This window comes from Streptomyces spororaveus, assembly GCF_016755875.1.
Taxonomy (GTDB): Bacteria; Actinomycetota; Actinomycetes; order Streptomycetales; family Streptomycetaceae; genus Streptomyces; species Streptomyces spororaveus.
This window is the reverse complement of sequence record NZ_BNED01000005.1, coordinates 1,221,309-1,239,245: the sequence shown is the minus strand read 5'-3', so window position 1 is coordinate 1,239,245 and position 17,937 is coordinate 1,221,309. Positions and strand designations below refer to the sequence as shown.

At 70.0% G+C, this 17,937-nt stretch carries 20 protein-coding genes and 1 pseudogene; 11 read left to right on the top strand and 10 right to left on the bottom strand.

The genetic code is table 11. The features are described 5' to 3' along the window. Positions 1-26: 26 nt before the first annotated feature. Both Sspor_RS08475 and Sspor_RS08470 read right to left on the bottom strand, forming a co-directional pair. Positions 27-233 carry a hypothetical protein gene (locus tag Sspor_RS08475; protein WP_202198474.1) on the bottom strand — a complete coding sequence of 69 codons (207 nt, stop codon included), beginning with the start codon at positions 231-233 and terminating at the stop codon, positions 27-29. A 27-nt stretch (positions 234-260) separates the two neighbouring features. Continuing rightward, positions 261-842 carry a hypothetical protein gene (locus tag Sspor_RS08470; protein WP_202198473.1) on the bottom strand — a complete coding sequence of 194 codons (582 nt, stop codon included), beginning with the start codon at positions 840-842 and terminating at the stop codon, positions 261-263. A 196-nt stretch (positions 843-1,038) separates the two neighbouring features. Here Sspor_RS08470 and Sspor_RS08465 point away from each other — a divergent pair, with 196 nt between their 5' ends. After that, positions 1,039-2,730, top strand: a complete 1,692-nt coding sequence (locus Sspor_RS08465; RefSeq protein ID WP_202203529.1) for an ISAzo13 family transposase — start codon at positions 1,039-1,041, stop codon at positions 2,728-2,730. Positions 2,731-3,348: 618 nt separating this feature from the next. Here Sspor_RS08465 and Sspor_RS08460 read toward each other — a convergent pair. From Sspor_RS08460 to Sspor_RS08425, 8 genes and pseudogenes are all read right to left on the bottom strand, one after another. Further along, a complete protein-coding gene (locus Sspor_RS08460) occupies positions 3,349-3,894 on the bottom strand; it encodes a hypothetical protein (protein ID WP_202198472.1) in 546 nt (181 codons plus the stop codon). Positions 3,895-4,067: 173 nt separating this feature from the next. Continuing rightward, positions 4,068-5,585, bottom strand: coding sequence for a VirB4 family type IV secretion system protein (locus tag Sspor_RS08455; protein WP_202198471.1), 1,518 nt, complete (start codon positions 5,583-5,585; stop codon positions 4,068-4,070). 30 nt (positions 5,586-5,615) lie between these two features. Next, complete coding sequence (locus tag Sspor_RS08450; protein ID WP_202198470.1) at positions 5,616-6,062, bottom strand: DUF6238 family protein; 447 nt, start codon at positions 6,060-6,062, stop codon at positions 5,616-5,618. 40 nt (positions 6,063-6,102) lie between these two features. Beyond that, positions 6,103-7,566, bottom strand: a pseudogene (locus tag Sspor_RS08445) (SCO6880 family protein). 90 nt (positions 7,567-7,656) lie between these two features. Further along, the gene (locus tag Sspor_RS08440) at positions 7,657-9,021 is read right to left on the bottom strand and encodes an SCO6881 family protein (RefSeq protein WP_202198469.1); all 1,365 of its coding nucleotides are present in this window, start codon (positions 9,019-9,021) and stop codon (positions 7,657-7,659) included. A 32-nt stretch (positions 9,022-9,053) separates the two neighbouring features. Then, positions 9,054-9,737, bottom strand: coding sequence for a hypothetical protein (locus Sspor_RS08435; RefSeq protein ID WP_202198468.1), 684 nt, complete (start codon positions 9,735-9,737; stop codon positions 9,054-9,056). Further along, positions 9,737-10,051 carry a DUF6112 family protein gene (locus Sspor_RS08430; RefSeq protein WP_202203553.1) on the bottom strand — a complete coding sequence of 105 codons (315 nt, stop codon included), beginning with the start codon at positions 10,049-10,051 and terminating at the stop codon, positions 9,737-9,739. Before Sspor_RS08430 ends, Sspor_RS08435 begins: the two co-directional genes overlap by 1 nt. A gap of 114 nt (positions 10,052-10,165) precedes the next feature. Next, positions 10,166-11,305 carry a C40 family peptidase gene (locus Sspor_RS08425; RefSeq protein WP_202198467.1) on the bottom strand — a complete coding sequence of 380 codons (1,140 nt, stop codon included), beginning with the start codon at positions 11,303-11,305 and terminating at the stop codon, positions 10,166-10,168. Between the two features lie 533 nt (positions 11,306-11,838). Here Sspor_RS08425 and Sspor_RS08420 point away from each other — a divergent pair. From Sspor_RS08420 to Sspor_RS08375, 10 genes are all read left to right on the top strand, one after another. Further along, positions 11,839-12,594, top strand: coding sequence for a DNA-methyltransferase (locus tag Sspor_RS08420; RefSeq protein ID WP_202198466.1), 756 nt, complete (start codon positions 11,839-11,841; stop codon positions 12,592-12,594). 215 nt (positions 12,595-12,809) lie between these two features. After that, the gene (locus Sspor_RS08415; RefSeq protein WP_202203552.1) at positions 12,810-13,412 is read left to right on the top strand and encodes a DUF4913 domain-containing protein; all 603 of its coding nucleotides are present in this window, start codon (positions 12,810-12,812) and stop codon (positions 13,410-13,412) included. Then, a complete protein-coding gene (locus tag Sspor_RS08410) occupies positions 13,409-13,894 on the top strand; it encodes a type II toxin-antitoxin system RelE family toxin (protein WP_202198465.1) in 486 nt (161 codons plus the stop codon). The genes Sspor_RS08415 and Sspor_RS08410 overlap by 4 nt, the downstream gene beginning before the upstream one ends. Beyond that, a complete protein-coding gene (locus tag Sspor_RS08405) occupies positions 13,894-14,514 on the top strand; it encodes a DUF3631 domain-containing protein (protein WP_202198464.1) in 621 nt (206 codons plus the stop codon). The genes Sspor_RS08410 and Sspor_RS08405 overlap by 1 nt, the downstream gene beginning before the upstream one ends. Continuing rightward, entirely contained in the window at positions 14,499-15,011 is a 513-nt protein-coding gene (locus tag Sspor_RS08400) for a GNAT family N-acetyltransferase (protein WP_237403749.1), read from the top strand. The genes Sspor_RS08405 and Sspor_RS08400 overlap by 16 nt, the downstream gene beginning before the upstream one ends. Next, positions 15,008-15,703: a hypothetical protein gene (locus Sspor_RS08395; RefSeq protein WP_202198463.1), complete on the top strand. Its 696-nt coding sequence runs from the start codon at positions 15,008-15,010 to the stop codon at positions 15,701-15,703. Before Sspor_RS08400 ends, Sspor_RS08395 begins: the two co-directional genes overlap by 4 nt. Before the next feature lie 44 nt (positions 15,704-15,747). Beyond that, positions 15,748-16,458, top strand: coding sequence for a hypothetical protein (locus tag Sspor_RS08390; protein WP_237403748.1), 711 nt, complete (start codon positions 15,748-15,750; stop codon positions 16,456-16,458). 148 nt (positions 16,459-16,606) lie between these two features. Further along, positions 16,607-17,059, top strand: coding sequence for a hypothetical protein (locus Sspor_RS08385; protein ID WP_202198462.1), 453 nt, complete (start codon positions 16,607-16,609; stop codon positions 17,057-17,059). Continuing rightward, complete coding sequence (locus tag Sspor_RS08380; RefSeq protein ID WP_202198461.1) at positions 17,056-17,508, top strand: hypothetical protein; 453 nt, start codon at positions 17,056-17,058, stop codon at positions 17,506-17,508. Before Sspor_RS08385 ends, Sspor_RS08380 begins: the two co-directional genes overlap by 4 nt. Beyond that, positions 17,509-17,916, top strand: a complete 408-nt coding sequence (locus tag Sspor_RS08375) for a hypothetical protein (protein ID WP_202198460.1) — start codon at positions 17,509-17,511, stop codon at positions 17,914-17,916. The last annotated feature ends 21 nt before the right edge of the window (positions 17,917-17,937 follow it).

Here is a 17,937-nt window from a genome sequence, read left to right as displayed (position 1 = left end):
AGTTCGTTGCCACCAGCTGTTCCAGGTCAGCGGCTCCGGTTCCAGCTCGGGCTTCCGGGCGGGGTGGCCGGCAGACCGCCCACCGGAGCGGGGCTCGCGGCGTGCTGCGACCGGAAGTACAACTCCAGCGGATGCTGGTCGCTGCGGATGACCTCGAAGCCGAGTCCGCCGAGCCGGTCGGCGGCGTCCTGTACGAGGACCTCGGGGGCGAAGGCGGAGTGGGTAGCCGTCACGCACAGACCGGTGCCGGGGTCCAGGTGTCAGCGGCCGTCTTCGTGGAGCAGGGCCCGCACGGCGCGGGGCATGAGCACGTCGGCGATCGGTCGCCCGTCCGTAGACCGGCCGATGACGACCCGCTGGGCCTGCTTGAGCCTGGTGCTGCTGGCCACGCGCATCGACGCGAGCCGGTAGTACGGAAGGAGGCGGCGCCGTACCGCGGCGGCGGCACGGGCGGGGTCACCGGGAACCGAGACGGCCTGCGGGTGCGGTGCCGTGTCGTACTCGTAGACGCCCGCCGGCAGCAGCGTGCCGACCAGGAACTCGCCTGGCCGGTGCGGCCGCTGGATGACGCAGAGCTGGAGGCCGTGGGCGTGGGTGAGGAAGGCACGCGCACGCTGATGGTCGCCGTCCCGGCGCAGCGCACGCCACAGCACTCCCTCCTCCCGCTCCCAGATCCGGTCGTCGGCATGGTTCCACCGATAAGGAGTCGGCAGGACACGGGGGCCCCATGCCCCGCCCAGGCGCGGTGCCAGCCCGGCGGTGAACTGCTCCAGGCCGGCGGTGACGGCTTTGGAACGTCTGAGGGTCTCCTGCTCGAAGGGGAGCAGGGAATCGTGGGTCATGCCGAGGGCGCCGGGTGGTGGAGATGTGCGACGGGGAGGCCGAGCGGCTGCAGCGCGTGCACGGCCTGGTGCACGAGATGCTCCTGCTGCTCAACCGGCAGGGACGCCGGCGCGGTGTACGCATCCAGCCGTGAGCAGTAAGGGCGTGCAGATCTTTAAATCGTGGCTTTCCGTTCGGTGGTTCGTTGGTCTGGCCATGAGTGGATTGGATGGGCAACGGGCTGTACTGGCGGCCAAGTTCGAGGCGATTCTGCCGCACCTCGACGAGCGGCAGCGTCGTCTGCTGATGGGGGCGGAGGCCCAGTCACTCGGTCATGGCGGGATCAGAGCAGTCGCTCGTGCCGCCGGTGTTCGAGAGGCCACTGTGTCTGTCGGAGTGCGGGAACTCGAGGCCGGAGAGGCCCCGTTGGGACGCATCCGCCGGCCCGGCGCTGGCCGCAAACGCGTCGTCGACCGGAACCCGGCCGTTCGGGAGGCACTCCTCACGCTGGTCGAGCCCGACGTCCGCGGAGATCCCATGTCGCCGCTGCGCTGGACCACCAAATCCACCCGCAAGCTCGCCGAGCAGCTGACCCGGCAGGGCCACAGGATCTCCGCGGACACGGTGGGCGACCTCCTGCGTGAGGAGGGCTTCAGCCTGCAGAGCAACGCCAAGACGCTGGAGGGCAAGCAGCACCCCGACCGGGACGCACAGTTCCACTACCTCAACGAGCAGGCCCGCGACCACCAGGACCGCGGGGCTCCGGTGATCAGTGTGGACACGAAGAAGAAGGAACTGGTCGGCCCGTTCAAGAACAACGGCCGTGAGTGGGAGCCGAGAGGCGAGCCGGTGCGGGTCGACACCCACGACTTCCCCGACCGCGAGCTGGGCAGGGCGGTGCCCTACGGCATCTACGACGTCGCCGCGAACACCGGCTGGGTCAATGTGGGCACCGACCACGACACCGCCGCGTTCGCCGTCGAGTCGATCCGCCGCTGGTGGAACGGAGCCGGGCGGGCCGCCTACCCGACGGCCGGCCGGCTGCTGATCACCGCCGATGCGGGCGGCTCCAACGGCTATCGCACCCGCACCTGGAAGACCGAACTCGCCCGGTTCGCCGCCGAGGCTTGCCTGACGGTCACTGTCTGCCACCTGCCTCCCGGCACTTCGAAGTGGAACCGGATCGAGCACCGGCTGTTCTCCCACATCACCATGAACTGGCGTGGAAGGCCCCTGACCAGCCACGAAGTCATCGTCGAGAGCATCGCGGCGACCACCACCAAAACCGGCCTGACCGTGCACGCCGAACTCGACACCAACCCATACCCCACCGGCATCCAGGTCAGCGACGACGAGATCGCCGCCCTGCCGATCACCCGGCACCGCTTCCACGGCGACTGGAACTACACCCTCCACCCCCAGCATCCGACGCATGCGGCGACGACCGACAGCACGTCAGACCAGGCCCCGGCGACCAGACCGCCCAGCCTTACGCGGCGTTCACTGCAGGACCCAGAGCTGACCGGAATGACCCGCCTACGGCTCAGCGAGCTCATCAACGCGCTGACTCCAGCGCTGGAGGTTCAACGCGAGCAAGTGCTCCGCACACGTCGTGGTCACGAGCGTCTGGTGGCCCCTGGCACAGGTGCCAAAGCCAAACTCACCCCAGCCGACCGGATCCTGGCCACCGTGCTCCACCTGCGCAAACTCGCGACCATGGATCTCCTCGGCCAACTCTTCGGCGTCACTGCCATGACCATCAGCCGCGCGAAGCAGGAGGTCCACCCACTCCTGGAAGCACACGGCCACCACATCGACACCTCTACCGCCCGCCTTCGCACACCAGCCGACGTCGCCACGTTCCTCGCGCCCGACTCCACTCAGAGCAAGGCCAAAGAGACGATTTAAAGATCTGCATGCCCTAAGCGAACCCCCTTGACCACAGAAGGCGTTGGACCGGGTCAGAGAGGGGCAGAGATATCGGCCCGGCGACATGCAGTCCTATGTGGATGCTGACGGGGTGGTACACGGGGAGCCCTCCTGGAGGACGAGGTTGGGGTGGGGATCAGCGGCTGCGGGTGCTTCGCCCGGTCGGCATCGGTGTAGGGGCAGGGGCCCCAGTCACGTGCACGCTGGAGGCTGTAGGTGCCGACGGGGCTCGGGGGAGTCGTGCGAGAAGACCGTCGATCGCGGAGAGCAGTGGGCCGACATCGTGAAGATCACCTGGGGGGACGGTGGTCGTGGAGTCGTAGAGGACCGTCATCGAGGTCCGGTCCTCGGCGGGATATTCGTGCGTGACCAGCCATCCGCCTTGCGCTCCGATGATGACGACGGAGTCGTGGCCTGGTGGCCAGGCGTAAACGAGCCAGGAACTCATGCCGTACTGGACGTCGCAGACCATGCCGCGTTCGCGTAGCGGGGTGGTCACGTGGGTGTACCCGGCCCAGATCGCGCGCCAGCGGGGGTCATGAACGTTTCGATGGTCCGGTAGGGGCGCCAGGGGCTGGGATTTCCCAGGTTCTGTCATCAGGATCCTGCCGCGAGTAGCGGGCCACAGGTGACGGGTTCTTCCAGCCTCTCGGCGTTGCTCCGAAACTGCTGGGCTGCCTTCCGTATGGCGGTACGCGCGCCAGCCACATCCCGAAGGAGAGGGAGCAGAAGGCCATCGGGAACGGGCAAATCCGTACCGGTTGGCGGTGGAACGAGAACCGGGTGGAAGGAGCTGAGGCGGTCGGTGGCCTTGGCTAGGCGAGTCAAGGCGGTGGCCAAGGGAGCAGCGCCCTGACTGATCGCCGTGGCGCGCCGGTCATGTCCATCGCTCAGCGGTCGTTCTGTCGTGCCGTTGTAGCAGAGGTTGACTTCGGCGCTTATCTCCCCCAAGCACCAAGTGACGTGTGTGACGAGCTCGTCGATGCGGTCGGCGCAGTAGAGGAGTCCCTTGCCCTGAGTGAGGTCAGCAGGTTGTGGGAGCCGATTGGCGTTCCGGTCGAGGGCCTGTGCGAACGCGCGGAGAGCTGCTGGGTTGGTGTAGCGCAGTTCTTCGGGATAGACGGCGTCTTTGTATATCGGCAACTTGCTGCCTTTGTTTGTAGGTTCGTGAGTCTGTTTCCGGATCGTCCAGCAGCTCCCACCTCTGCGCTGTGACGGCGAATTGACCTCTAGCACCTTGAGTGCGCCGACGAGGTACGGAAGAGGGCGGTGAGGGGGCAGTGAGTTCGGAGGGGTGGTTTTCCTTGTGTCTTTTGTCAGTGCATACGGGAGTCGGTATCGAACAGGGTCTGTTCGGCTGGGTGGAGCAGGTGTTGGACGATGAAGGACCGGCCGGCGACCTTCCAGAGGCCGCGTCCGCGGCTGAGGTGGGATATCGCCTCGGTCTCCACGGAGGTCAGGCCGAGCAGGGAGGCCGCTGCGTGGAGCTGGTCGGTTTCCTGGCGGTAGATGATGCGGGTGGAGCAGTCCGCGAGGAGTCCTTCGGCCAGGGCGCGGCCCTGGGATCCGGCGTCGCCGGCGGTGAGCAGGTCGGAGAGCCGGTGGATGACCATCAAGTTGGCGATGCCGAGGCCGCGGGAGAGCTTCCACTGGGCCTGCATGCGCTGCAGCAGAGGGCCGTGGCGCATCAGTCTCCATGCCTCGTCGTAGACGATCCAGCGCCGGCCACCGCGCGGGTCGGTGAGGGCGGACTCCATCCAGGCGGAGGCGCAGGTCATGGCGAGGACGAGAGCGGTGTCGTCGCCGGACCCGCCGAGGCGGGACAGGTCGATCGACAGCATCGGGGTGGCCGGGTCGAAGGCGACGGTGGAGGGGGCGTCGAACATTCCGGCGAGGTCGCCGTGGACCAGGCGGCGCATGGCGTGGGCGAGGTCGCGGGCTGCCTCTCCGAGGTGGCCGGAGACGGTGCCCGCGGCCCGGTCGAGGAGGGCTGGCTGGGCCAGGGTGTGGGCGATGTCGCCGAGGAGCGGGGTCCGCCCTGCCGCGGCTGCGGCCTTGACGACGCCATCGAGCGTGATGTCGAGGGCGGTGTGTTCCATCGGCATCAGGTCGCGGCCCAGGACGGTACGGGCGAGGGAGCCGAGCAGGAGCAGGCGGCGCTTGCGTACCTCACCGGCCCAGTCCGCCTCCACTACGGACGGAGGCCGCGGGGCCGCGTCCAGGGGGTTGAGGCGGCCGGGAAGCCCGGGGCCGAGGGCGATCGAGGTGCCGCCGAGGGCCTGGGCGACAGGAGTCCATTCGCCCTTGGGGTCGCAGGGGACGTACACGCGGTACCCGAAGGCCACCGACCGGAGCGCGAAGGACTTCGCGAGGGCGCTCTTGCCCTGGCCGATGACTCCGGCGAGCAGGACGTTGGGGTTGGTGAAGCCGTCGATTTTGCCGTACAGGGTGAAGGGGTCGAAGACGAAGGCGGCTTCGGCGTGGACGTCGCGGCCGATGTAGATGCCGTCGGCTCCAAGTCCGCCTTCGGCAAGGAAGGGGTACGCGCCGGCGGCGACGGCGGTGGTCATGCGGTGGGCGGGCAGGCGCAGCCGGTTGCCGCGGGCCGAGGCGCTGCCGGGCCGCCCGGCGGACGGGTAGGCGGAGCGGGGCATCTCCTGCTCGGCCGGTGGGTGTTCGCCGGAGGTGGAGGTGGCTTCTGCGCGGGCTTTGGCCTGGGCTTCGGCGAGCTGGCGGCGGGCGGCCTTGCGGGTGCTGCGGTCGGTGCCGTGGGGGGTGAACAGGGGGCTGGCGGAGGCGCGGCGGGCGCGGCGGCCGGGACGGTGCTGGGGCATGGGGGCGGATCGTTTCTGCGGGGGCTGCCTTCAGGCGGTGCGCGCCGGGCGGGGGCCGTGGTCGGCGGGGGTGGTTTTGCGGCGGATGGCGTGTCCGGAGGCGAGCTGTCGCTGGCAGATGGTGAGGACCGGCGGCCCCTCGGGCAGCACGTCGGGGCGGCAGACCGGGTCGGCTCCGGTGCGCTCGGCTGCGGGCAGGGTGTGGAAGGCGTCGTGGAGGCTGGTCGCGGCCTGCCACAGCCGCAGGTGGGCGGAGGCCAGGTGCCGTCCGGCGGCCGGATGCTGGGGCCGGGTGGTGTCCGCGAGGTGGTCCATGAGGAGGTGGAGACCGGTGAGGTGGCTGTGCAGGACGTCCAGGTGTACGCGGTCGGCGGTGGTGGTGCTCCATGCCGCCTGGCGGGTGTGGTGGCGGATGCCGGCGGTCGCGGCCCGCAGGTAGGGGTGGGCGTCACCGGACGGGATCGTGGTGTTGGTCAAGTCGTGGGTCCTTGCTGCCGGGGGCGCGGCGGGGGTTCGGCTACAGGGCGGTGCGGGCCAGGGGGAGTGCGCCGAGGGTGAGGGCTTCGGGCTGCTGGTAGATCAGGCGCCGGAGGTCTACCTGGGCGCTGACGGCGGCGGTCTCGATCTGTGCGCACGCGGCGTCGAGCTGGGCGTCGCTCTCGGCGGAGACGGTCAGCAGGCCGGTGAGTGCGACGTCGGCGTGCCCGGCGATGAGCTGGCGTTCGCGTTCCTTGACGTCGCCGTACTCGACGGAGTCGGCCTCGGAGTCGACCTGTCCGCGGCGCTGGCGCTCGGAGGCGTCCGCGATGATCGTGGCCTTGGTGCGCTGGACGTCGCGCAGCGCGGATTCGAGCCCCTGGGGTACGTAGATGAGGGAGAAGGAACGGCGCACTCCGGCGGTGAACATCAGCCCGTGCAGGAATCCGGCGCCGGTCTCTGTCCGCGGCCAGTTCTCGACCCAGTAGGTGGCGTGGCGGGCCGAGTCGGTGATGACCCGGTCGTACTCCTCGACCTGGACCACAGGGCCCGCGGCAGCGGGGTCGGCCTCGGCCCGGCCGTGCTCGGACCACTGCTGCAGGCCGGCCAGGGCCTTGGGGTCGTACGCGGTGCGGACGACGGCGGCGATCTCGCGGGCGGTGAGCCAGCCGGTGACCATCAGTCCGGCGCCGCGCGCGGCCTGGGCGACGGAGGAGGTGGTCTGCCCCAGCACGGTGAAGGCGCCGGGCAGTCCGCCGCCGGCCTGGGAGATGAGCCGCTTGGCGGCCTTCATGTCCAGGGAGATCGCCAGGTAGCTCTCGTGGGGGGCGGCGGCGGGCCCTGCGGAGGCGACGAGTTCGGAGTACACGTGCCCGGCGACTGGGGTCTGGGGCTGGCCGTGGGTGGTCCAGTGGCGGGTCAGGGTGTCGCCGGAGTCGGGGACGGTGCGCTCCAGGACCTGCACGGTGGCGATGTGCCCGGACCGGGCGATGCCGGCCAGGGCCCGGCCCCACGAGGTGACGTTGGCGTTCTGGGTTGCGGGGTCGAGGAGGGCGAAGGCCCTGCTGGAGACGCGGGCGATGGCGGTCAGGGTCTGGGCGTGGGGGTCGTGGACGGCGGCGGCCTGCGATCCGGAGGGTGTGACGACACGGAGTGAGGCGGCGGTGCCGGGCAGGTGGAGCATGCCGTCGGTGCGGGGCCGGGAGACTGCGCGGGCCAGTCACAGGGTCTGGCCTGTTTGGCGGCGCTGGGCGTAGCGCAGGACGATCGGCGCCCAGTCGATGAGGGAGCGGCCGTGGCGGCGGATGACGACGAGGGCGCCGACGCCGGCCCAGAGCGGGGTCAGGGCGAGGGCGCCGACCAGGCCGGTGGACACCACCGTGGCCAGAAGCAGAGCCAGGGCCGTGGAGGTGAGGACGAGCTGGGGCAGGGACAGGCCGAGCAGGATGCCGCGCCGCGACCGGTGGGGGAATTTGATCGTGAGGGGGAGGACAAGGTCAGACAAGGCAGAAGCCGCCTTCGGAGCACGGGGGTTGGAACCCGGGCGGGACACGGCAGAGGGTGCGGCGTGTCCCGCCCGGGTGGCGTGGACGGGTCAGGAACCGGTGGGCGGGGGGCCGCTCGCGAAGGGACTGCTCGCAACGGCCGGGCCCTGTGCGGGCGCGCTCTGCGGCGGGCCCTGGGTGCTGCGCGGAACGGGACCCGTGCCGCCGGAACCGGACGTCCCGGGGGGCTCGGACGGGGCGCCGGAGCTGGGGCCGGTGCTTCCGCCGAGGTGCCCGCTGGTGTCCTGGCTCACGCTGGTCGGCGGAGGCTGGACGGCCTTGGACAGCGCGTCGGTGGCCACACCGCCGCCGGAGGACGGCATCGGGGAGCTGTTCTGCTCGCCTCCGGAGCCGCCGATGGGGTTGGCGGCGATGTCGCCCGGGAAGCTGGCCGGGCCCTGGGGGGATGCCCCGGCACCGCCTCCGGCCGCTGCACCGGCTCCGCCCGTGGCGGCCATCGCGGCGGCCTTGCGGGCTGCCTGCTCGGTGTGCTGCTTAGCCATCTGAGCGCCGGTACCGCCGGCCCGGTGGATCGACTCGCCGTCGGTGCCCTCAGCCGCCCAATGGACGAACTTGAAGGTGGCGTACGGGCAGAGCAGGACCATCATCATGATCACGACTCCGGCGAGGCAGTCGGCGAGTGCGCCGAGTCCGTCCTTGGCCTGGGTCTGGCCGAGGGCGGAGATGCCCAGGAGGAACACGATCGTCATCAGCAGCTTGCTGACAACGAGCGTGGCGGTGGCTTCGATCCAGCCCCGGCGCCAGCGCCGTGCGGCTTCCCAGCCGCCGCCGGCCCCGGCGAAGACGGCGAGGGTGACGAGGACGAGGATGCCGACCTTGCGGACCATCATCACGCACCAGTAGAGGATGGCCCCGGTGCCGGCTCCGAGGCCGACGATGCCGGGGATCATCCAGCCCAGCGGGACCATGGAGGCGACGGAGCTGGCCTTGACCATGCGCCGCACCGCCTCTTCGATGGAGGTGCCCGCTGCCGCGAACAAGCCGTCGGACAGGGCGTCGACGACTTCGATGGCGATGGTGGTGCCGGCGATGGCGACGAAGCAGAAGATGACGCCGCTGGCGGTGCCCGTGAAGGCCTGGGCCAGGGCCTGGCCGTCGCGCTTGACGGCGGCCCGGATGAGCTGGGCGCAGAACGTGGCGACCAGGATGGTCAGGCCGATGGGCAGGAGCAGTTCGTAGTTGTCGACGAACCAGCCGGCCCGCAGGTCGACCTTGGTGGTGGCGTTGACGGCTTCGGCGGCGAGGTCGGCGGATGCGGCGGCGAATTCGCCGGCCGACTTGGCGATCCAGTTGCCGATGCCCTCGGTGATCGCCTTGCCCGGATCGTTGACGAAGTCGATGGCGTCGGCGGCGCTGCACAGTTTGCTGGCGAGGGGGATGGAACAGAAGTCCACTGGAGGGATACCTCCTTGTCTTCAGTGGCGTGTTACGGGGCGACGCTCGGGGCGAGGGAGACCAGGGCGCAGTCGGAGCCGGGGCGGCACTGGACGGCGAGGGTGACGGCGCGGTCTTCGGCGCCGCCTCCGCCGTTCTTCCAGGCGATGGTCTGCTTGCCGGTGACGGTGACCGCGTAGATGTACGCCTCGGTGATCGCGGAGGGGTTCTCGGCGAGGGCCTGCTTGAACGCTGAGGGGAAGTGGGCCTCGCCCACGGCGGCGGTGGCGTACTGGGCGTTGTCGGCCATCCGCGACCACAGCACCGGGTCCGGGATCTGTCCGGAGATCGCCGTCCAGTCGGTGTACTTCGTCTCGCTGGTCATCCACGCGTTCATGCCGGCGAGATGCTGGTCGCGGCTGGTGGTGCGGGTGTCGTACGACCAGAGCAGCACCGCCGCCGCCCTGGCGTAGGCGAGCGGATCGGTGACCTTGGGTGGAGCCGGGACCGAGCCCGTTCCGACGGGCGTCTTCGGGGCCGTCCCGGCGGGCGAGCTCGGCGCTGGGACTGAGGGCGAGGCACCCGCCTCGGACTGGCCGCTGCGGGAGGTGAACCAGGCAGTCAGCCCGGCGGTCCCGAGGAGGGCTGTGATGACCACGACGGCGACGAGGATCCGTCGCCCGGTCGTCCAGTGCGTGGTGGCCCGGTGCAAGGGGGAGAGGGAACGTTTCGGCACTAGTGGACCTGGGTCCCGAGTCCCGAGAAGAAGGCGACGATGCCGTTGGCGGCGCCCAGGCCCAGGGCCGCGCCGGCCGAGACGACGGCGCCCTTCTTGCCGTTGGCCTCGGCCTGGTGGCCGCCGCTGTGGTGGCCCCAGGCCCATACGCCGAGGGAGATGGCGAGGGCGCCGACGACGGCGATGATGCCGAACATGTTGATCGAGTTGACGACCTTCTTCAGGACTTCGAGCCCGGGCAGGCCGCCCTCCTTTGGAGTGATTCCGGGGTCGTAGGCGAGGTAGAGGACGCGGTCTGCGAGTGAAATGGGTATGGCGAAGCTCCTTGCGGGCGCAGGCCTAAGAGGCCCTGCGGCTGTGCGGGGAAGGGGGAGGGGCGCTCGGGGCGAAGAGGAGCCCGGCGCAGGCCCGCAACGGCGGGCGACGGTCTAGCTGTTGAGCGCGGGGATGCGGCGGACCGCGAGGATCTGCCAGTCGCCGACCTTCTCGATCCGCACCGGCTTCGTTGTGCGCGGCGCGTTGATCACCAGGCCGGCGCCGATGTACATCCCGACGTGCTCGGGGACGGCGGCGGTGCCGCGGGAGAAGAGCAGGTCACCGGGGACCAGGGTGTTCGCCGGTACGGCTTCACCCTCCTTGACCTGCGTGTACGTGGTGCGGGTGAGCTGGATGCCGGCCTTGGCGTAGGCCTGCTGCATGAGGCTGGAGCAGTCGCAGCGGCCCATGGGGTCGGGGCCGTGCGGCGCGGTGCAGGTGCCGCCCCACTGGTAGAGGGTGCCGAGCTGGTGCATCGCCCAGTCGATGGCGATGCGGGCCTTCGGCGAGGCGTCGGCGGGGATCTTGTATCCGGCGGGGACGGTCCCTTCGGGGATGGAGCCCCAGCTGGCTCCGTCCTCGCCCGGCTTGCAGCCTCCGGCGCCGCCCGGAGTGGTACCCGGTTCCTGACCGGCCTGGCCTGTCCCGCCGTTCGGCAGCGTCTTGACGATGGCCTGCTGTAGGGCTCGGGCCAGCGGCTCCCACTGCGCGTACGCGTCCGGGAAACCGGAGAGCTGCACGGCCTGGGCGGCCTGGCTGATGGTCATCTGCTGCCAGCCCTTGAAGGCCAGCAGCCCCTTGTAGAACTTGGTGGCGGCGTAGACGGGGTCGCGGATCTGCTCGGGGGTACCCCAGCCCTGGCTGGGCCGCTGCTGGAACAGCCCGAGGCTGTCGCGGTCACCGGAGTTGAGGTTGCGGAGCCGGGATTCCTGGATGGCTGTGGCGAGCGCGACGACCTGTCCGCGCTCGGGCACCTTCAGGGCGATGCCGGTGGCCACGATCGTCTTGGCGTGGGGGATCTGCTCGGCGGGCAGTTCCAGGCCCTCGACGCGGATCGAGCCGTCGCCGCCCTGGCCGCCGAGGATCGCCGCGACCTGCTTGGCGACCGCAGCAGCATCGACGCTGCTGCCGCCGGGCGCGCAGGCGGCGCCCTTGGATGCTGCGCCGCTTCCGGCTGCGGCCATGGTCGCGGTAGTGGCGAGGACGAGGGGGGAGAGGCAGAGGACGCCGATGGCGGCGGCTACGGCCTTCAACCCGGGGTGCCTCCGCGCTCGCCGGTCAGGGCCGGCGGCCGGGTTTCAGGCAGGGGAGGGCGCAGGGATGGCATAGCGGTGTCCTTGAAGTGTGAAGTCCCGGCCGCGCGGTGCCGTGGAGATGTGAGAAGGAGCGCGGTAGGCCGGGTGATGGGTGAGCTGTGCCTTGGGGCGTCGGCGCGAGTTGCCGCTCGCGATGACGTCCGGGCGGTCAGGTGTGCCGGGGCAAGGGGGTGCCTTCGTGTGGGCATGACGGGGGATTACAGCCATCGGCGCTGTGTGCACCGGGCAGTTCCAAAACAGTAAGTGCGGATCCCCGGTTGACCAAGAAAAAGATGATCAAGGCTCTATTTCAAGGGTTTTCGCGGCGACCGTGGTCAACCGGGGATCGTGCCCTACTGTTTTGGAACTCCCCTCGCACAACCGCCCTGTGGCCCTATGGCACCCCTATGTCCGAATCCGGACGGGTGGCGGCATTGCCGCGAGCTGGAGCCCACTCCCACCCTTTCCCGAAGTGATATTGGGGTACCTCTTTGCCTTTCTCCCTGCACCAGGGCGACGCCCTCAGCGTCCTGTCCACCCTCCCGGACAACTGCGTCGACTCCGTCATCACCGACCCGCCGTACAACTCAGGCGGGCGGACGGCGAAGGAGCGCACGAGCCGGACGGCCCGGCAGAAGTACACCTCTGGCGACGCCGGCCACACCCTGGCCGACTTCACCGGCGAGAACATGGATCAGAGGTCGTACGGCTTCTGGCTGACGCAGATCATGACCGAAGCCCAGCGGGCCACGCGCCCTGGCGGCACGGCGCTGCTGTTCACCGACTGGCGCCAGTTGCCCATCACCACGGATGCGATCCAGGCTGCCGGCTGGGTGTGGCGTGGGGTGCTGGCCTGGCACAAGCCCGCTGCCCGCCCGCAGAAGGGGCGCTTCACCCAGAACTGCGAGTTCATCGTCTGGGGGTCCAACGGCGACATGGACGGCTCGCGGAACGAGGTCTACCTCCCGGGCCTGTACTCCGGCTCGCAGCCGGCGGGCAAGAAGAGGCAGCACATCACGCAGAAGCCGGTCGAGGTGATGCGCGAGCTCGTCAAGATCAGCCCGCCCGGCGGAACCGTCCTCGACTTCTGCGCCGGATCCGGCAGCACAGGTGTCGCAGCCCTACTGGAGGGCCGGGACTTCATCGGTGTCGAGAAGACCAGGCACTACGCCGAGATCGCCTCCGACCGTCTCACCGAAGCGCTCCGGCAGACGTATTCCCAGGACGACTTCGTCCTCACGGCCTGACCCAAACGCCATATGGCGGGGACAGGGAGACGGCCTCTCGTATTCCTGTCCCCGCCGTGCGCCGGGCTTTGTAGCACGACATCCCCGGTCAGTCAAACCGGGGAATGTGTGGATCGTTGAACTCCAGCCCCTTTTGCGAATTCCGACGTGCCGCATGCGGCTGCGAGGAGAGACCTTTCGTGCTCGAACCCATAGACGGTCCCGACGGCCAGGAGATGGACCCGGTCCGCGTCCCCGACGCCGACCTGGAGAGCATCGAGGCCAGCGTCCGCAAGCTCCTGGACCAGTCGGCCCAGCAGGCTCGGCAGCTCGACAGCCTGTCCTCCGCACCCGACCCGATGCCCTTCGCCGGGTTCACGATGCCGGGCCTGCCCGGCATGCCCGCCCCCGTGCTGCCGCCCGAGCCGAAGCCGATCCTGGAGCTGGACGGCGAAGAGCGGGAGAACGAACTGGACTCCCTGACCGACTGGGTGGAGGACTTCCTCATGCCGGTCTACGGCGCGGAGATCACCACATCCGCGCCGTGGTGCGAACAGTGGCAGGACCACCTCGACGTCGTGGCGTGGCTGCATGCCCTGTGGATGGCCTACCAGCAGCACAAAGACCCCGAAGCCGGACCCAGCGGCATGTTCGTGTGGCACAGGGACTTCCTCAGCCACGCGATGGCCGCCGTCCGTGCGGCCGGCGGACCGCTGTCGGCCTGCCAGACCGACCCCGACCGTCCCGCCCACCGCCTGCTGCGAGGCCCCGGCCGCTCCACCCGCCCGGTGGCCACCGCGGCAGACGACACGGAGCGCGCCGTCGAGGCGGCCTCGTGAGCGGCCACGAACAACCAGCTTTCGGCCTGACCTTCGACCCGCGCGCTCTGACCGACCTCCTCCAAGCGCCCAGTGACATCCGCGACCTCGCGCTCGCCAAGATCCAAGATGTCGTCAACGCGAACCTGTTCGGCGGGAAGCTCACCCACGAACTCGACGGGCTCCGCAAGGTCTATGTCGACTCACGCGCGGCCTGGCGCATCGTCTACGCCACGCGCCTGGCTCCCGAAGGATCCGCGTTCCGCAGCGAGATCCACGTCGTCGCAGTCCGGCCCCGGGAACAGAGCGACGTCTACCGGACCGCCGCCGCCCGCCTGGGCATCAAGCGCCGGCCTGTCGACGCCCTCACCCATGCGGCCAGGGGCCGGTCTCCCCAGCTCGGCACCACCCGCACCATCCCCAAGCCCGGACCCCAGCCCTACGCGGTCCCCGGACTTCCCCAGCCCGCACTTCCCCCCACCCCGAAAGGCCCCACCCGTTGATGCCCTTCCCCAACTTCCTCGACAGTTTCGCCATCAACCTCCTCGGCGCCACACCGCTTGAGGCAAACCCCCGTCACCGGGCCATCCTGGACGCCTTCACCGACGTCCAGAACCTCGACCGGCGTCTGCTGACCCAGATTGCCACCGCGATCAAGGCTGGCAAGGGAACCGCCCAGCAGCTGGAGGCGTGCATCGACGTCCTGATCGAGCGCCTCATCGCCGGGTACGAGCTGTCCCTCCTCCTGTCCACCGACTGCTGCTGCGCGGAGGACGTAGCCGAGGCCGAGCCCTGCGTGCCGTGCGGTCTGGAACAGGACGAGGAGTGCTGCCAGGAACCGGAACTGCCCGGCAACCTGCTCGAAGCCTGCCTCGGAGTGTTCGCCCAGCTAGGCGACCCGTATGCCGTGGCCTCCGCCGACCTCGTCGATGCTCTTCGAGACCTGCCCGGCATCGCCGGGAAGCACTGGCGATACAGCGATCTCACCCAGGCCCGGCTCGCCGAGCTCCTGGCCCCGCACGGCATGCGGACCCGCGACATCACCCTGCCGGACGGCCGGCGCCGCAAGTCCTACCAGCGCGACGCCCTCCTCACCGCCGCGGGCGTGTGCACCAGCTGCTGAACACCACCACGGCCACCCGCATCCGGACGGCGGCCATCGCTGACTGGCCGCTCATCGAGGCGTTCCACCGCAGCTGCTCAGAGCAGGCCCTGCACCGCCGCTGGGGCAGAAGCCAGATCACCCGCCGCGACATCGAACGGTTGCTGCACCACTCCAGCTGCTGGATCGCCCTGCACGCCGCCGACGAGGTCGTCGCCCTGGGCTCGGCCGGACCCGTCAGCCGACACCCCGGCGTCTTCGACCTCGGCCTGCAAGTCGCCGACGCCCACCAGCGCCGCGGCATCGGCCTCGCCGTCGCCCGGCACGCCGCTGCCCATGCCCGTTTCCAAGGCGCGCACGCCCTCTCCGTGTACATCGAGGCGTCGAACCTGGCGATGCTCGGTCTGGTCGGGCACCTCGGCCACTCCACCGAGAGCCGAGAGGGCGCGCACCTCGACGTCCGCGTGCCGCTGTCCGCCACCAACCCGACTGCTTCCCGGCCCTCTCCTAGGAGGTGATCTCCCTGCCGTCCATCACGCCGCAGGCGAAGGCCCTGACCAACCTGGACCACCGCGTCGAGCTGGTCACCGGTCATACCGTCGACCTGCTGTGGACGTACCACGACCGAGGCCTGCTCGACGAGCCGCTTGGCCGTCTCGCCGAAGCCCACCGCTCCCTGTCCGATGCCGAGCGAGGCGTCACCTTCTACCGGGTCCTGCTCCAGCGCCTGGCCTCCGGTGAACTGCCTTTTGATCAGGCTCTCTTCAGCCGCATCGACCGGACCGTCGTCCAGCTCAAGGATGCCACCGCGGTACGGGATGCCTGCCAGGAGCAGGCGGTCGTCGTACTGGAGCCGCTGGAAGCCGCCCACCCGGCAGCCTCCGTGACGGCAGGTGCGGACCTGATCGCCCACGAGTTCGCCGCGCTCCTCGCCATCAGCCAGGGAGCCAAACTCCATCAGCACCTGCAGACCGGCCGCATGTCCGTCGTGACGGCCTCCGGAGTACGGGTCGCCCACCCGGTCTTCCAACGGCTGGAAGAGGCCGGTCTGGTGGTGCGCGACACCTCCCGCCCGCTCCACGCCGGACAGCCCGTCTCGCTCACCGAGAGCGGACGGACAACGGTGACCGGCGCCGCCCGTCCTTCGGTAACGGCCGCGCCCGCGCCTCGGGTGGGGTCCTGGCCGGCGCCCTCGGCACGGTCCCGCTGACCCTGCCGTGCCTCCTCATCCCCCTGCCTCACGAATTGAGTTGAATGCCGCGAACCGACTACCGGCCTGACTTCCGCCTTGACGGCTTCGAGCCTGTCAACGACACCGTGGAGGAGGCCTTCTGGGATCACATCGACTCGGAGAGCGACTCGATGACCACGCTTGCCGCCCACCACAGTACCGACGGCCGAGCAAGCTTCTACGTGATCCACAACGGCGCCGTCACGTGGGGAATCCCCGGCGAACCGCAGCTCATCGCACTACGCCTCGAACGGGACATCGCAGCCAAGTCGTACAGCTTCGAGCACGCCAGGCTGCCGCTTCCGGCGATGGCCCAGTCCTGGCTCATCAAGCGTGGCTGCCCGGCGGAGGCCATCGCTTTGCCGCCGGGGATGGGCACTCAGCCCGCCGACACGGCCACCGTGGCCCTGCAGCAGCGGCTCGCGGCCGACGGAGACCGCTTCGCTCTGCTCCACAGCTACACCGACGACACCTCGCCCAAGCCCGAGACCACCGTGCTCCTGCGCGCGCTGGATGAGCGGGTGGAGAAGCCGTTCCGGGTTCTGCTGGAGCAAGCCGACCTCGACACCTACACCCACACGCTGCGCGAGGGTGTCTTCGAGACCTACGAGGCCGCCCTGGGCTGGATGGAAGACCGCTCCAGCCCCCTTCCGCCGGCCGCGCCGTCCACCCGAACCATCAGCCCCGCCGCCCCACCGATCGCTCCGCCGCAAGTCCGCGGCCGGGCGCGTTGAGGCTGGGCGCGCCGGAACGTAGCAGCACATCCCCGGTCAGCCAAACCGGGGATTCTCCGGACCCTAGGAACTGGGCCCACCGCACAACTTCGGGCCGCCTCCAACCTTTCACCTTGTCGCCCCATGCCCTCATGGAGAGGAGTCCGCCATGCCCGAAGAACTCGACGACGTGCTGGCCGCCTTCACCCAGCAGATCGAAGCCCGCTTCCAGATACCTCTCCACCAGCTGCGCGCTGCCGTAACGACCGCCCCTGAGGCGAATCCCGATGCGACGACCGTGGTCCGCTGGTACGGACACCTCGAAGAAGCCCAAGGGCTGCTGTCCCGGGCCGAGGACGACCTCGTGCTCGCCCTCGACCAGGCACCAGTGGGTGAGCTCGATGACCCGGTGATGGCCCTCGCCGACCGCGTGAACACGCTGGTCGCCGTACGGGACGGCCGCGCCATGGTCGTCCGCCACCTCCTCGACGACAACGCCCCGGGCCGACGTACGCCGGGACCCTGGCGCGGGAGCGTCCGTACGGAACCCGCCATCGAGACAACACCCGTCGCCCGCCCGGCCGCACTGCCCTCCGTCCCGGTCAGGGGCGGCATGCGATGAGCAGCTCGACCAAGCCGACCAGCCAGGACACGCACCTCGAAGAGGTCTTCGGTGCCCCCCTGGCCCGGCTCTACGCCGCCGCGGCAGCCGGAACGGCCACGCCGGCCGAGCAGCGCGCGCTGGAACTGCGCTCCTTCCTGGCCCTGGCCGAGGAACAGGTCGCCCACGTCCGTGACCGCGTGCACCAATACACGGCCCCTGACGCGGACATGAGCACGCTGTCCGCCTCCGAACTGCGCCTCGACTCGCAATGGATGGACGCCGCCCTGTCCGCCCGCACCCAGTACGTCACCGCCCTGGACCAACTCCTTCGGAGCATGCCCCCGCCGGGTTCGCCACGGCCGGAGAGCCGGGTGCGGTTCAACCAACCCAAGATCACCACCCGTGCCGCACCCAGGGTGCCGCCGCTCGCGGCGGCCCCTGCGGCCCACGGTGCGAGAGGTCACTGATTGCCCCACGACACCTCCCGGCTGATCGCCGAGCACATCGAAGCCCTCTACGGCCGCCCGCGCGCGGAACTCAAAGCACACGCCGACTCCACCAGCCACCCGAACATGCTCTCCGCGCTCCTGTCCGCCCACGCCGCCGTCGAGTTCGCGGAAAGCGACCTCGACTTCCAGCTCCAGCGCTTGCGGCAGCTGACTCACCCCGAGCGCGAGACCAGCCGCTACACCGCCGGGCACATCCACGACTGCGCCCGCCGTATCGGTGAAGCCGTCGCCGTCCGCGATACCCAGGCCCAGCACGTCACCGCAGTGCTCCAGAGCCTGCACCGCACCCCCGCACCGGAGACCACACCCGTCGCCCCGGTCACACCACCGGTCCCGGCCGCTGTCCCGGCCTCCCGCGTCCGCTGAACCCCTTTAACCACGTTCCAG

Bases quoted from the DNA above. Each gene is read 5' to 3' on its own strand.
- Sspor_RS08385 (WP_202198462.1), top strand. From the start codon at position 16,607: ATGCCCGAAGAACTCGACGACGTGCTGGCCGCCTTCACCCAGCAGATC.
- Sspor_RS08380 (WP_202198461.1), top strand. From the start codon at position 17,056: ATGAGCAGCTCGACCAAGCCGACCAGCCAGGACACGCACCTCGAAGAG.
- Sspor_RS08455 (WP_202198471.1), bottom strand. From the start codon at position 5,585: ATGCCCCAGCACCGTCCCGGCCGCCGCGCCCGCCGCGCCTCCGCCAGC.
- Sspor_RS08470 (WP_202198473.1), bottom strand. From the start codon at position 842: ATGACCCACGATTCCCTGCTCCCCTTCGAGCAGGAGACCCTCAGACGT.
- Sspor_RS08390 (WP_237403748.1), top strand. From the start codon at position 15,748: ATGCCGCGAACCGACTACCGGCCTGACTTCCGCCTTGACGGCTTCGAG.
- Sspor_RS08465 (WP_202203529.1), top strand. From the start codon at position 1,039: ATGAGTGGATTGGATGGGCAACGGGCTGTACTGGCGGCCAAGTTCGAG.
- Sspor_RS08415 (WP_202203552.1), top strand. From the start codon at position 12,810: ATGGACCCGGTCCGCGTCCCCGACGCCGACCTGGAGAGCATCGAGGCC.
- Sspor_RS08405 (WP_202198464.1), top strand. From the start codon at position 13,894: ATGCCCTTCCCCAACTTCCTCGACAGTTTCGCCATCAACCTCCTCGGC.